The organism is Arthrobacter sp. NyZ413, assembly GCF_049390645.1.
In the GTDB taxonomy this organism is placed as follows: Bacteria; Actinomycetota; Actinomycetes; order Actinomycetales; family Micrococcaceae; genus Arthrobacter.
On record NZ_CP155434.1, the window covers coordinates 3,315,253 to 3,328,984 of the forward strand.

The 13,732-nt window shown below is 64.8% G+C and carries 13 protein-coding genes; 4 read left to right on the top strand and 9 right to left on the bottom strand.

Annotated features, from left to right (window positions below; translation table 11 throughout):
• Positions 1-50: 50 nt before the first annotated feature.
• The 9 genes from infA to ABCW42_RS15500 all read right to left on the bottom strand — a co-directional run bounded on the left by infA (position 51) and on the right by ABCW42_RS15500 (position 9,220).
• Positions 51-272: a translation initiation factor IF-1 gene (gene infA / locus ABCW42_RS15460; RefSeq protein WP_009358723.1), complete on the bottom strand. Its 222-nt coding sequence runs from the start codon at positions 270-272 to the stop codon at positions 51-53.
• 259 nt (positions 273-531) lie between these two features.
• Entirely contained in the window at positions 532-1,488 is a 957-nt protein-coding gene (locus ABCW42_RS15465) for a P1 family peptidase (protein ID WP_423182040.1), read from the bottom strand.
• 73 nt (positions 1,489-1,561) lie between these two features.
• Positions 1,562-2,602 (bottom strand): sugar phosphate isomerase/epimerase family protein, encoded by a 1,041-nt coding sequence (locus tag ABCW42_RS15470; RefSeq protein WP_423182041.1) that lies wholly within the window; start codon positions 2,600-2,602, stop codon positions 1,562-1,564.
• A gap of 73 nt (positions 2,603-2,675) precedes the next feature.
• Positions 2,676-4,295, bottom strand: a complete 1,620-nt coding sequence (locus ABCW42_RS15475) for an ABC transporter substrate-binding protein (RefSeq protein WP_423182042.1) — start codon at positions 4,293-4,295, stop codon at positions 2,676-2,678.
• A gap of 1 nt (position 4,296) precedes the next feature.
• Entirely contained in the window at positions 4,297-5,142 is an 846-nt protein-coding gene (locus ABCW42_RS15480; RefSeq protein WP_423182043.1) for an ATP-binding cassette domain-containing protein, read from the bottom strand.
• Positions 5,139-6,218 carry an ABC transporter ATP-binding protein gene (locus tag ABCW42_RS15485; RefSeq protein ID WP_423182044.1) on the bottom strand — a complete coding sequence of 360 codons (1,080 nt, stop codon included), beginning with the start codon at positions 6,216-6,218 and terminating at the stop codon, positions 5,139-5,141. Before ABCW42_RS15485 ends, ABCW42_RS15480 begins: the two co-directional genes overlap by 4 nt.
• On the bottom strand, positions 6,218-7,234 hold the full coding sequence (locus tag ABCW42_RS15490; RefSeq protein WP_133202352.1) for an ABC transporter permease: 1,017 nt from the start codon (positions 7,232-7,234) through the stop codon (positions 6,218-6,220). The genes ABCW42_RS15485 and ABCW42_RS15490 overlap by 1 nt, the downstream gene beginning before the upstream one ends.
• A gap of 10 nt (positions 7,235-7,244) precedes the next feature.
• The gene (locus ABCW42_RS15495; RefSeq protein WP_423182045.1) at positions 7,245-8,132 is read right to left on the bottom strand and encodes an ABC transporter permease; all 888 of its coding nucleotides are present in this window, start codon (positions 8,130-8,132) and stop codon (positions 7,245-7,247) included.
• Positions 8,129-9,220, bottom strand: coding sequence for a sugar phosphate isomerase/epimerase family protein (locus ABCW42_RS15500; RefSeq protein WP_423182046.1), 1,092 nt, complete (start codon positions 9,218-9,220; stop codon positions 8,129-8,131). Before ABCW42_RS15500 ends, ABCW42_RS15495 begins: the two co-directional genes overlap by 4 nt.
• A 171-nt stretch (positions 9,221-9,391) precedes the next feature.
• Between ABCW42_RS15500 and ABCW42_RS15505 the strand changes: the two genes are divergently transcribed.
• The 4 genes from ABCW42_RS15505 to ABCW42_RS15520 all read left to right on the top strand — a co-directional run bounded on the left by ABCW42_RS15505 (position 9,392) and on the right by ABCW42_RS15520 (position 13,708).
• On the top strand, positions 9,392-10,111 hold the full coding sequence (locus ABCW42_RS15505) for a FadR/GntR family transcriptional regulator (RefSeq protein WP_423182047.1): 720 nt from the start codon (positions 9,392-9,394) through the stop codon (positions 10,109-10,111).
• 12 nt (positions 10,112-10,123) lie between these two features.
• Positions 10,124-11,584, top strand: a complete 1,461-nt coding sequence (locus ABCW42_RS15510; protein WP_423182048.1) for a chlorohydrolase family protein — start codon at positions 10,124-10,126, stop codon at positions 11,582-11,584.
• Positions 11,585-11,894: 310 nt separating this feature from the next.
• Positions 11,895-12,845, top strand: coding sequence for a carbohydrate ABC transporter permease (locus tag ABCW42_RS15515; protein WP_423182049.1), 951 nt, complete (start codon positions 11,895-11,897; stop codon positions 12,843-12,845).
• Positions 12,842-13,708, top strand: coding sequence for a carbohydrate ABC transporter permease (locus ABCW42_RS15520; RefSeq protein WP_423182050.1), 867 nt, complete (start codon positions 12,842-12,844; stop codon positions 13,706-13,708). Before ABCW42_RS15515 ends, ABCW42_RS15520 begins: the two co-directional genes overlap by 4 nt.
• The last annotated feature ends 24 nt before the right edge of the window (positions 13,709-13,732 follow it).

Consider the following 13,732-nt stretch of genomic DNA (forward strand, 5'->3'; position numbering starts at 1 on the left):
TGCAGGTGGTCGGCTAGAGCGGCCCTTGTTGCCAAGATGCCGCCCAGCAATTACTTGTAGCGGTAGACGATACGACCACGAGTGAGGTCGTAAGGGCTCAACTCCACCACTACGCGGTCCTCAGGGAGAATCCTGATGTAGTGCTGGCGCATCTTCCCCGAGATGTGTGCGAGAACGATGTGCTTGTTGGTGAGCTCAACACGAAACATCGCGTTGGGCAGCGCCTCGGTCACAACGCCCTCGATCTCAATGACCCCGTCCTTCTTGGCCATATCCTCCGCTAACTGTTGTTTGCCGCAGTCCCAGTTGGGCACCGGAAATCCGCGGACGTTTTTTGGTTTTTTGGCAGTCCGAAACGCGCTACTCCATCGGGCAGGTCAAAGCGACTTGTTAAATGGGCGTGGCAATGCAGACAACCAACAGACAACACTACGCCAATGCGGCGCGAATGTTAAATCCGCTCATGCTAACGCAGACCACCGCCCGGTGTCATCCTCCGGGCACCGGGGACGGCACCGAGGACGCACCGGATCACGGCTGGACGGGACCGTAGGCAGGGAAGGTACCGGCCGGCGTCGTGATCGGACCGGCGGAGGCGACGCCGTTGAGGACGGCCAGCCGAACGGCTTCTGCCGCCGCGCTTTGGAGGGTGATGAGCGAGACTTGCCGGGCTTGTTCGGAACTGCGGTCAAGCCCGACGGCGCCCGTCGCCAGCGCGAAGACGGTGTCGCCATCGGCGAGTGTATGGGAAGGGCTCAGCGCCCTGGCGAGGCCGGCGTGCGCCGCGCTTGCGGTCCGCTTGCACTCGGCCGGGTCGAGGACTGCGTTGGTGGCGACGACGGCGAGGGTAGTGTTCAGGGCGGTAGGCCCGGCCGGAAGATCGGGCGGCAGGACTTCCGCGTTGTCGCCCGGCGAGACGGGTTTGCCGAGTGCGTTCACCACGGCGAGCGCCCCGACCACAACTCCTCCATCCAGCGGAATCGAAGCCGTGCCCACTCCCCCTTTGAAGGCGCCGCGGGCAATCACGGCGCCGGTTCCGGCACCCACGGTTCCGCGTCCGACGTCGGCCCTCTCGCCTGAGGCGGCAGCGGCGGCTGCCGCTTCGTAGCCCATTGCTTCGTCCGGCCGGGCGGCGAAGTCGCCTCCGCGCCCCAGGTCGAAGATGGCGGCGGCGGGGACGATGGGCACGACTCCCCCGGGAACCGCGAAGCCCCGCCCATGTTCTTCGCACCAACGCTGGACACCGCGGCTCGTGACCAAACCGAAGGCGCTCCCGCCGGTGAGAACCACCGCGTCAACAGTAGGCACCAGCGTGGTGGGGTCGAGGGCGTCCGTCTCGTGCGTACCGGGCCCGCCGCCCCGCACGTCCACCGAGCCAACGGTGCCGGGCGGCGGGAGGACCACCGTCACTCCGCTTAGCCAGCCGTCGCCGATCCGCTGGACATGTCCCACGCGGATTCCCGGCACATCAGTGATCTTGGACGCCATGTGCCTATTGTGCCCCTCCCCGCCCGGCTGTGGGTTGGCCGGCCGGGCGAGGTGGGGCCCATCAGGGCTAGGGCTAGACCGTGGCGCCGATCCGGGACAGCGCATCCCTCAGGGCCGCCGCAGAGACGTCGATAAAGTGTGCGCCATCGTATGGTGTTGCCCGCACGGCGTCGAGGCTTGGGGCTTCGCCGCGTTCAACGCGTTCGGCGTATTCCGCTGCCATCTCGCGGATCCTCGCCACCTCTTGGGGGTCCAGGTCCGGGTGCTTGGCAATCCATTCGGGATCGTCGAGGCCGATCGGCAAGTGCAACGTGGGTCCGGCGTTCTCGATGGAGAGGGGCAGGTCCGGGTTTTCCGCATACAGGATGCCAAGGACGGCATCCCAATCGATCGACCCCTGCCCGATCGGCGCGAAGACCCTTCCGAAAACGCCGTCCTGCTCGCCGAGGACGAAGTCCCGCAAGTGCGTGGCGCGGGTGTACGGCGCCACCCGGCGGGCCGCGGCCACCGGGTCTTCGCCCCGTACCACCACGTTGGCGGTATCGAACGTCACGCCAAGGACGTCGTCGCCCACTGCTTCGATGAGCCGCACGATTTCGTAGCTCGTGATTTCTTCGTGGGTCTCGATGTTCAAATGGACGCCATGGTCCCGGGCCACCGGCGCGAGGAGCCGCAGGAACTTCTCGATGGCCACGAGCTGGTCGGCCCAGGGCGCGTCGGTCCGGAAGCGGTCGAAGACGTAGTAGCCCGGCAATCCGCGCTGGTAGTTGGCGCAGGCCACCCAGAGGTCGGTCACGCCGGCGGCTTCGTGTGCGGCTTCGATCATCTTGACCATTCCGCGCGTGTAGTCGCCGTCGCCGAGCCGGCGGACGTGGGGAGCTTCCGACGCAGCATAGGGATTGACCTTGGCAAGGCCCATCTGGAGGTAGAGATCGAGGGATTCCGCGCATTCGCGGACCTCGGTCAGGTAGCCGCGGTCCAGGGTCGGGGAAACATCCACGACGCTGCGGAAGTACACGCCTTCCATTCCCATCCCGTGGGCCCGCTCAAGGATACGGATCGCCGAGTCGTCCGCCTCGTGGGGAATTTTGCTCCCGTCAACACCAATTCGCATTTTCATGTCCTTCGTTGGTTCTTCGTGATTATGGTGGTCACCCGTGGCGCGCTTGTTGCCAGGGGTCGGATGTTCAGCGTCCCCAGTTGTAGAAAGTGGTGGACGAGGAGTAGTCGAAGTCCTTCACCGAGGGCGCGAGCACGGCGGTGAATTGCGCCCGGTAGAGGATGATCGTGGGTGAATTGGCCCGCCAGGCGTCCACGAGGGCGTTGATGTAGGGCTGCTGTGCCTGCAGGTCCGATGCCGCGTCGAGCTTCTTCATGAGCTCGGGCGTCCCCGGGATGCAGATGTGTTGGTTGTTGAAGCTGCTGCCGCATGTCATCTTCTTCCGGAGCTCGTAGGCGGCAACCGCTCCGGCGCTCTCGAACAGCAACGCCGATTGGTATTTGCCCGTGTTGAACTTCGTGGCAAAAGCGGTGGGCGTCTGGGAGTCGATGTTGACCGTCACCCCGATCTCCTGCCACGAGGCCTTGAGGATCGTGGCGAGGGTGGAGACTCCGGGCGACGACGGGTTGATCATGAGGTCGATCTGCGGATTCACCAGGCCTGATTCCTTCACCAAGGCCCGGGCGTGATCAAGGTCGAGGGGACGGGCGGCCGACCGTTGCGGGTCGAATCCCGGGGTGCCGGGGACGAACGGCCCGTAGTAGGTATCCGCGTAGCCGTAGGCCACGCTTGCCTTGATCTGGTCGTACGGAACCGCGTAGCTCAGCGCTTCCCGCAGCTTCGGGTTGGACGTGACCCCGGACGAGTTGTCGAACGAAACGGTCACCGGGGCGAAGGCCGGCGCCGACGTCACCTTGCAGCAATCGTCTTGGCTCAGCTCATGGACCACATACGGCGGCAGCCCCAGCGTCACATCGGATTCCCCGCGCCGTGCCTGCAGCATAAGGGTGGGAATGGAGGTGATGAAGTTGACGCGGACCACCGGTTCCTTGGCGGCCTTGCCGTAGTAGTTGGGGTTCCGCTTCAGCACCGCATAGTTGTTGGCCACATATTCATCCAGGACGTAGGGCCCGCTGCTGCTCGCGGTGTGTGCGGCGAGCCACTGGTTCGGCACGCCCTTCTTGTCTTCGCCGTGTTCCTTGATGACCTTGGGGTCGTAGATCGATCCGCGGCTCTGGGCAAGCGTGACCAGGATGGCCGGGTAGGCGCGGGACAAATCGAGCCGCACCGTCTGGGCATCAACCACTACGACGCCCTTGATCAAGGGCGGGTCCGTCAAGCCGATTTGCAGGCCCAAAGAACCGCATCCGCCGATGGTCAGGTTGCGCATGATCGAGTACTGGACGGCCGCGGCATCGAGCGGGTCACCGTTCGCGAACTTGGCTCCGGGATGCAGGGAGAAGGTGTAGGACTTTCCGTCCGGAGATACCGTCCATGACGTAGCCAAGTCCCCTTTCACCCGGCCCGGATCCGTGTTGGCCACGTACGTTCCGTCGGCTTGCCGGTCTTCGTCGAGCGCCACAAGACGGGCGTAGAAGTTGCTCGCGAAGCTGTTCTCGTTGCCGGCGCAAACGAAGGCGGGGTCGATATTGGTGAGCGTCGTCGCCCAGTTCACGGTGAACGGCCGGTTCGACGCGGCCGCCGAATTGCCCGGACCGGCACAACCAGTCAAGGCGAGCAGGCCGATCGCGGCGAGTACCGCCGTCGTGCGCTTTATCACGGCGCGCGGAGTGGGTAGCTTCCTCATCTCACTTTCCTTCCGTGGCGAGGGCGGGCGCGGCAGCCGCGAGGGACGCGGCCCGGCGGCGAGCGCCCGGAACCGCATCCAGCAGCGCGCGGGTATAGGGATGGCTGGTGTTGTCGAAAACGTCCGCCGATGTCCCGGCCTCGACAATGCGGCCGGCGTTCATGACGGCGATGTTGTGGCTCATGAGGCGCGCTACCGCGAGGTCGTGGACGATGAACAAGTAGGTCAAGCCGAGCTCGTCCTGGAGGTCGCTGAGGAGGTTGAGGACTTGGGCCTGGATGGACACGTCCAAAGCGCTGACCGGTTCGTCCAGGACCACGAGGTCCGGGTTCAGGACGAGTGCCCTCGCGATCGCGATCCGTTGGCGCTGGCCGCCGGAAAACGCGAACGGGAAGCGTTGGGCTTGCTTGACCGTGATCCCGACGCGGTCCAGCACTTGGGCGACACGGCGGGCGCGCTCGGTCGCATCCGTAACGCCGTGGATGATCAGCGGTTCCTCAACGAGGTCGGCCACAGTGAACCGGGGGTCGAGGGAGCCGTTGGGATCCTGGAACACCATCTGGATGCGTTTGCGCATGCGCCGCATTTCCGGTTTCGAGAGCGCGGTGAGGTTGACGCCGTCGAACTCGATCAACCCGCTGTCCACCCCGGTGAGGCCCATGACGCACGCGGCCGTGGTCGACTTACCGCTGCCGGACTCGCCGACGAGGCCGAGGGTCTGCCCCCGGCGCAGTTCGAAGGAGACGTCCCGCAGGATCTGGACCCGGTGACGGGAACCGACGCCTTTGCCGTAGGACTTGTTCAGGTTTTCTACCCGCAAGAGCGGGGCCGTGGCTGGGTTGCTCATGCTTCATCTCCTGGAATGTCGCTGGCGAAGTGGCAGCGTACGACGGCGCCACTCGCCAGGGCGCGTGACTCCGGGCGTTCCGTTGCGCACCGCGGTTCGTCCCGGCCGATCGGGCACCGCGCGGCAAAGGGGCACCCGGGTTCGTCGATGGACAGATCCGGTGGCGAGCCAGGAATGGCCGGCAACGCACCGCGCTTGGTGGTGGCGGGGTCGATGACGCAGTCCAGGAGCGCCTTGGAGTAGGGGTGGGCCGCTGACTCGAAGAGTGCCCGGGCGCTGGTGGACTCGACGAAGCGTCCGGCGTACATGACGTTGACGCTGTCGCAGAGTTCCTCGACGATCCCGAGGTTGTGCGTGATCATCACCAAGGCGTTGCCGCGTTCGTCGCAGATCTTCGCGAGGAGGTCGAGCACCTGTGCCTGGGTGGTGACGTCCAAGGCCGTGGTGGGTTCGTCGGCAATAACTACCGAGGGGTCGTTGGCGATGGCCATCGCAATTAGGACGCGCTGCCTCATGCCGCCGGAATATTGGTGCGGGTAGTCGGCAATGCGGCGTTTGGCATCCGTGACGCCTACTTCGCCGAGGAGGTCACAGGCCAACTTTCGTGCCGCCTTGACGGAAACGTCCTGGTGTACCCGGATGATTTCCACGAACTGGCTCCCGATGGTTTTCAAGGGATCCAGCGCGGCCATCGGGTCCTGGAAGACCAGGCCGATGTCCTTGCCGCGGATCCTGGAGATCCCGGCGTCGTCGAGGCCGACCATTTCGGTCCCGTTGAGTTTGACGCTCCCGCCGGAAACCCGGCCTGGCTGCGGGACGAGCCCCACAAGCGACATGGCCAGGGCGGACTTTCCGGATCCGGATTCGCCGACGATCGCCATCCGCTGGCGCTTGTGGAGGTCGAAGGAAACGTCCCGTACAGCGTGGACGGTTCCCGATGCCGTGTGGAAATCCGTGACCAGTCCCTTGACCTGCAGGACAACGCCGCGGTCTTGGCTCACGCCGGTGGCCGTGCCCGGTGCCGTGCTGGTTGAGGGATTCGGAGAAGGAAAGGAAAGTGCGTTGGTGTGCGACATCAGCGGGCTCCTACTCGGGTTCGGGGATCTGCCGCGGTCATGATGAGGTCTGCCGCGAGGCTGACCACCACGTAGAGGATGGCGGCCAGCAGGAGCACTGCCTGGACCACGGCGAAGTCCTTCTGGATGATGGCGTCGGCTGTCATCGAGCCGATTCCCGGCCATCCGAACACCTTCTCCACCAGCAGGCTGCCGGCAAGGAGGTCGGCGAACAGCAGGGAAGCCGCGGGAAGCAGTGACAGCAAACCGTGCGGGGCTACGTGCCGGGCGTACACGGGGAACCTGCGCAGGCCGTGGCTTTGGGCCACAGTGACGAAGGTTTCCCGCAGCGTTCCGCGAAGCTGATTGCGGTACAGCCTGCTGAGGAAAGCGAAAGGACCGAGCGCGACGACGATCGCGGGGAGGATCAGGTGCCATGCGGCGTTGACGAAGGTTCCCCATTGTCCGGCGATCACGGCGTCCACGGTGAACATTCCGGTGACGTTCGGTGGACGGAGGACGCCGGGCGAAAGGCGGCCTTCGGGACCGGGGAAGATGCCGAGCTGGATCGAGAGGACCAGGAGGGCGAGCAGGGCGATCCAGAACGGCGGCGAGCCCATTGCCAGCGACGAGCTGATGCGGAGGAACCTGTCCGGCCACCGGCGTCGGGAGTAGACGGCGATGCTTGAGGCAATGACTGCTCCCGCAATCGCGAACACCACAGACAGCAAGCCAAGCTCGAGCGTGGCAGGCAAGCGCTGGGCCAGGAGGGTGCCCACGCTGTTGCCCGTGCTGTAGGAGAAACCGAAGTCGCCGCGGAACAGCGATCCTACGTAGTTCCCGTACTGGACGAAGATGTTGTCGTCGAGGCCCATTGACTTTCGCAATGCTGCGATGGCTTCGTCGGTGGCGCCGTCGCCGGCGATTGCGCGTGCCGGATCGCCGGGAACCTTGCGGAGGAGCACGAAGGCAAAGACCGAGGCTCCGAAGACCGTGGCCAGTGCCACGCCAAGTCGCTTGAGGATGTTGCGGATCATCGACGTTCCCTCACTTCGCCTGGACGAATTCGCCGCGGCGGTCCAGGACTTCCCGGGCCCGGTCCGCGATCAGGGTGGTCAGGCTGACGGCGAGGAGCAGGCCCAGGCCGGGGAAGCCCGCGATCCACCATTGGCCGGTCAGGAAGAACTGCTGGCCGTCCGTGATCATTTCTCCCCATTCGGCGGTGGGAGGTTGCGCTCCCAGGCCGAGGTAGCCCAAAGCCGCCAGGGACAGAACGGCGGCACCGAAGACGGCGGCCATCTGCAGAATCATGATCGGAATGAGGTGCGGGAAGACGTGGCGGAACAGGACGCGCGCGGGGTGCGCGCCCAATGCCGTGGTCGACCGGATGAAGTCCTGGCCGTACAGGCGCATTACTTCTCCACGCAGCGTGCGCATGTACCAAGGGAAGGAGTGCAGCGAGAGCCCGATGACCACTGCGGTGACGCCCGGCTGCAGGGCCATTGCCATGGCCATCGCAAGGAGGATGGCCGGGAAGCAGAGGATGGAGTTGGTCAGCCAGGTGAAGAGGGTGTCCACCCATCCGCGCATGGATCCCGCCAGGAGCGCAGCGACACATCCAACAACCGCACCGATCAATGCGATGGTCAGGCCTGCGAGGATCGAGGTCCGTCCACCGGCCAGGACGCGGGCAAGCACGTCGCGACCGGTATCGTCAGTGCCCATCGGGTGCCCCCAACTGGGGCTCTGGAGAACGGCTCCGAGGTTGATGGCATCGGGCTGGATCCGCCAGACCAAGGGACCCAGCAGGGTCGCCACAATGAGTCCGGCCAGCAGCGCGAGGGTCAGGGTCAAGGTCCGGTCCCGCCGGAGGAAACTGCTGAAGGTCTTGCGCTTCGCCGGGGCAACGATCTGTGGGGCAGCAACAGCTGTCATGGAAGTCTTTCCTCTCCTGGTTGAGTCGGAGCCGGTTCGTTCGCACCGGCGCGGATCGATGTGAGGAGCCTCCGCAGGGTGGAGGCACTGTGGAGCAATTGGCGACGGCGTTCGGCCGCGCCGGGTTCTTCGTCCCAGTCGGCGAGCGCCGGGAAACGGCCGCGCGCCACGCCGTCGTGCGTCGCCACGCCGAGCCGGGCCACCTGCGCCAGGCCCGCCGCGTTGAGATGCGGCTCGTGGTCGAACCATGAGCGGTCGAAGACCGGGGTATCGAACTTCCCCCTGTGTTGTTCGAGGGTGAAGTCGCGCACCCCGGCGTCGAGCAAGTTCCGGAGGATCCCGTCCCAATCAAAGACGCCTTCGCCGATTGCCCTCAGGCGGCGGCGGTAGCCTTCCTCCACCGGGAACAGGACAGCGTCCTCCAAGTGGGTCATCCTGACGTGCGTCCCAAGCGCGCGGGCCACATCGACGGGATCTTCACCGCGGACCACGAGGTTGGCCACGTCGAGCCCGATCCCGAAGACTGCGGGATCCAGCTCACGGACCAGGGCCAGGACTTCCGGGGACGCAAGGTCTTCGTGGGTCTTCACGTTGATGCGCACCTTCGCGCTTAGCGCGGCTGAAGCCAGTGCCTCGAGGTTCGCCCGGATGAGCCGGAGTTGCGCCGGGTGGTCAAGGAACCGTCCTTCTTCTTCCGCGCCTTCGCGGACGGACCGGGTGTAGACGAAGAATTCCTTGATCCCGAGTTCCGTGCCGCAAAGCAGGGCTTCAAGGAGGCTTTCCCGCACCGTCGCGGGGTCGCCGAACGGTCCGGCGCAGCCGAGGCCTAGCTGGAGTTCGACGCCGGCCTGCCGCGCCGCGTCCGCGACGTCCCGCAGGTCTGTGGTGGCCCCCGCCGAAAGTTCCGCAGCGATGCTGTTGAGGACCACGAGGGTGAAGCCGTCGTCGACGGCGGCCCGGAACGAATCCTGCAGCGGGCGGTCTTCGTAGCCGGGGTATCGGGTGAATTGGACCCCGAGGCGAGTCGCCGGCAGATCGCCGGTGCCCGGGAGCCGCGTATCAGGGAGCAGCTGTGTGATCTGGGTCATGGTGGTAAAGATACACTCGTAAGACGTCTTACGAAAGGGTGGATTTTCCCGATCGGATGTGAGACGCTTCATAAACGCCAGCGGAAGGGTCACCGGACACTGACGGGTCCAGAATGATGCGGTAAAGAGTTGGGGCGGACCCATCTCGGGCTCGCCCGGGACAGGTCCGGCATGTTCAGAAATGAGGACACCATGGCGGTGAACGGCCGACGCAGCGTGGTCGACGACGCAATTGACGACATCCGGCTGCGGATTCGACAAGGCGAATGGGGCCTCGGAGACCGGATTCCTCCCGAGCCCGAACTCGGGAAAGCGCTGGGCCTCAGCCGGGCTCCGCTCAGGGAAGCCCTCCGCGCCTTGGTGCACGCCGGACTCCTCGTGACCCGGCAAGGCGACGGCACCTTCGTTGCCGCCGTCGACGAACAGGAAGTCGCCCTGCGCAAAGGCTTCCAAGGCGCAGACCCGTTCGAAGCGATCGAAGTCCGACGCAGCCTCGACGTGCCGGCCGCCGCGCTGGCCGCCCAGCGCCGGGACCAAGCCGACCTCGACAAGCTCCAGGACGCACTCGACCGTCGCCGCGCCGCGGCGGAAGCGAATGACGACGACGGCTTCCGTGAGGCGGACATCGACTTCCACCGCGCCGTGGTGGAGGCCGCCCACAACCAACTCCTGGCCGGCATCTACGGCTCGCTCGCTGCCACGATCGACGGGTCATGGACCTCCACCGCAGGCCTTCACCGGGCCGCGGAATCGGAGCACGACAGCCACGACGACCTCTTCGAGGCCATCCGCGACAACGCCGCCCAGGAAGCGATGCTCGTCGCGGGCGCCATCCTCGACAACCAGGCGTCGGACCTGGAGGACAATCCCGCGCACTCCCCCGGCGCATAACAAGGAGCCCCCGTGATCACGCGCATCAAAGCCGCCTTCGTCATTGGCTACGCCGAAGGCGACCACTGCATCCTGCCGGACGCGGAACTTGTCCACGACGACGGAACCATCGTCTTCGTCGGCAGGGACTACCCCGGCGTCGTCGATACCGAAATCAACGCCGGGGAAGCCATCCTGTCGCCCGGTTTCATTGACTTGAACGCCTTGGCGGACATCGACCACGCCCTCTTCGACTCGTGGCCCGACGCAACCCGACGCCTGGGCCTCGTCTGGTCCGAGGACTACCTCAAGGGCCGGACCGCTGTTTTCACGCGGAAAGAGGCACGGTTCAGGCGGGAGTTCGCCCTGTCCCAACTAGTCCGCAACGGCATCACGACCCTCATGCCCATCGCGTCGGAGAGCTACCACGAATGGTGCGAGGACTATGAAGACCTCGCCGACACCGCCGCAGCAGTCGAGGCCCTCGGCGTGCGGGCGTACCTGGGGCCAAGCTATCGCACAGCCGTGCCCTACACGGACGGAAAGCGGGTCTTCCTCCACGAGGACGAACGACTCGGACTCGAAGGCCTCGAAGAAGCGATCCGTTTCGCCCAGGACTACGACGGCCGGGCGGACGGACTCATCCGGACGGCTTTGTTGCCCGCACGAATCGAGACGCAAACCGAGAAGACCCTTCGCCTGACCCGGCAAGCCGCAGACGAACTCAAGCTGCCAGTACGCCTGCACGCAGCCCAGGGCCTCTTCGAAGTCGAAACCATCCTTGCCCGTACAGGACTGCGCCCCCTCCCCTACTTGGCGGACCTCGGTTTCCTCACTGAAAGAACCTATATCCCCCACGCCTGGACGGTCCCGGGGCACCCCAACATGCCCGAAGCGTTCGGATCGGGAGACGACGTCGCACTGCTTGCCGATTCCGGGTCGACAGTCCTCCTCTGCCCCATCCCCATGGCCCACTACGGCGGGATGCTCGACAACTACGACTCCTACCGCGAAAAGGGCGTCCGGATTGTGCTCGGGACCGACTCCGCGCCGCCGAACATGATCCGCGCCATGGACCTTGCGATGGGCATGACCAAAACCCTCACCGCAGACCGGTCGAGCGCCCAAGCCGCGGATCTATTCCGCTCCGCGACCTTGGACCCCGCTGACTCGCTGGGCCGCCCAGACCTCGGCCGACTGGCACCCGGGGCGCAGGCCGACTACTTCGTCCTGGATTTGACCGGAAGCCACATCGGTCCGCACGCGGACCCCATCCGCACCCTGATCATGAATGGAGACGGCCGGGACATCACCCGGGTTGTCGTCGCCGGCCGGACCATCGTGGACAACGGCGAAATCATCACAGTGGACACGAATGACTACCGGGAACGTGCCCAGGAGTTCCTGGACCGTTACATCTCCTCGCTCACCGCGTCCGACTACGCGCGGCGGCCCACCCACGAACTCCTTCCGCCGAGTTTCCCAATCCGCTGAATTTGCCAGTCCACTAACGGAAGACGACGACGGCGACCCCCGCACACGCGGTCGGGTCGCCGTCGTCGTCTCCGGCGTTTCTCGAAAACCCCGCACAAGTGGTAGTCCTGCCTCGAATATGAACGAGGCCCCACCCGTCACAAAACGTCAAGTAAACGAGCGCGAAAGGCTTGTCCAACAATTCCGGCGACGGCCCTTTTCTTGACTTGACAGCGCTTTCGGTGTGGTGAGGTGTTTCTAGCAGCCCCCCTCGACCCAACATTTTCGAGCCCGGCGCGCACCCGTCATCTGCAAACCGTTAGAGACCCCCATGACTCCACAACTCACGCAAAGTCGGCCTGCCCAGCAGGCCGCAGCGTCCCTGCCGCAGCGCCGTTCACGCTGGACCGGCCGGACGCGGAGGGACTTCTTCGTCTTCCTCGCGCTCGCGCTGCCGAACCTCATCTTGATCGCGGTGTTCACCTACTGGCCGCTGATCAACAACGTCTACTACTCCACCCTCGACTGGACCCTGGGCGCCACCTCGGCAACCGTGGTTGGCCTGGACAACTATGTCGCGTTCTTCTCAAGTGACGACGCCGGCAGGGTCCTTGGCACCACCGCCGTCTTCACTGTGGTAACCGTCGGCGGATCCATGCTGCTGGGCCTGCTCGTTTCGCTCGCGCTGAACTCGAAAGTCCGCGGGACAACCTTCGCCCGCTCAGCCGTTTTCGCCCCGTACGTTCTGTCCGGCGTCGGCGTCGGCCTGGTGTGGCTCTTCATCTTCGACCCCGGCTACGGAGTGCTCGCGTGGATCCTCCGCGGACTCGGACAGCAAAGCCCGCAGTGGATCAACGACCCCCAGCTCGCACTCGTGATGGTCATCATCGTCTACGTCTGGAAGAACCTCGGGTACTGCGCGGTGGTCTATCTGGCCGGACTGCAATCGTTGCCCAAGGACGTCATGGAAGCGGCATCCTTGGACGGCGCCAACGGCTTCCGACGATTCCTGAACGTCTCGCTCCCGCTCTTGTCCCCCACAACCTTCTTCCTGCTGATCACCACCATGCTCAGCTCTTTGCAGGCATTCGACCTGATCCGAATCATGACGCCTTTGGGCAACGGCACCAGCACCCTGATCTACGAGGCCTACCTCCAGGCATTCGGCGCCTATAACCGCGCCGGCTATTCGGCGACAGTCTCGGTGATCCTCTTCGCCATCCTGCTGATCATCACCGTGGTCCAGTTGCGGTTCGTAGAACGGAAGGTGCACTACTCATGAGCATGGCAGCCGAGCGCGCGCGCCCCTTCTCCCGTTCCAACCTCGTCAAGACGGTCGCGGGAGGCTACCTGCCCCTCATCGCCGCCACCGTGATCGTGGTTCTGCCCCTGCTGTGGATGGTGCTCAGCTCCTTCAAGCAACCTGGCGAGATCGTCACCACCGACCTGAAGGTCCTCCCGCAGGGCCTGAACCTGGACACCTACCAAACGGCAATGACCACTGTGCCGTTTGGCAGGTTCTTCCTCAACAGCCTCATCGTCACAGTAGTGGGCGCCACGGTGAAGGTAATCCTGGCCATCCTCACCGCCTACGCACTAGTCTTCGTGCGCTTTCCCTTCAAGAACGTGATCTTCGTGGTCATCTTGGTGGCCCTGATGGTTCCAGCCCAGGTTTCCATCCTGCCCAACTACATACTCATTGCAGGCATGGGCGGCAAAAACACACTGTGGGGAATCATCCTTCCGGGCCTCGGAACCGCGTTCGGAACCTTCCTCCTCCGCCAACACTTCCTCACCCTCCCGGGATCGATCCTCGAAGCCGCCGAGATTGACGGCGCGGGCCACTGGCGCCGGATGTGGCAAATCATCGTTCCGGTTTCGATTCCATCCATCGCCACGGTCGCCCTAGTCACCGTGGTCAGCGAATGGAACGACTACATCTGGCCACTGATCATCACGGACAGGCCCGAATCCATGACCCTGCCCGTAGGGCTGACCCTGCTCCAGAACTCTGAAAGCAACGGCGCCGGGTGGGGAATCCTCATGGCAGGCGCTGTGCTCGTCATCATTCCCATCCTGCTGGTTTTCGCCGCCTTGCAAAGGTACATCGTCGCTGGACTGACCCAAGGCAGCGTCACCGGCTAATCAGCCACACCCGTGGTTTGGCCG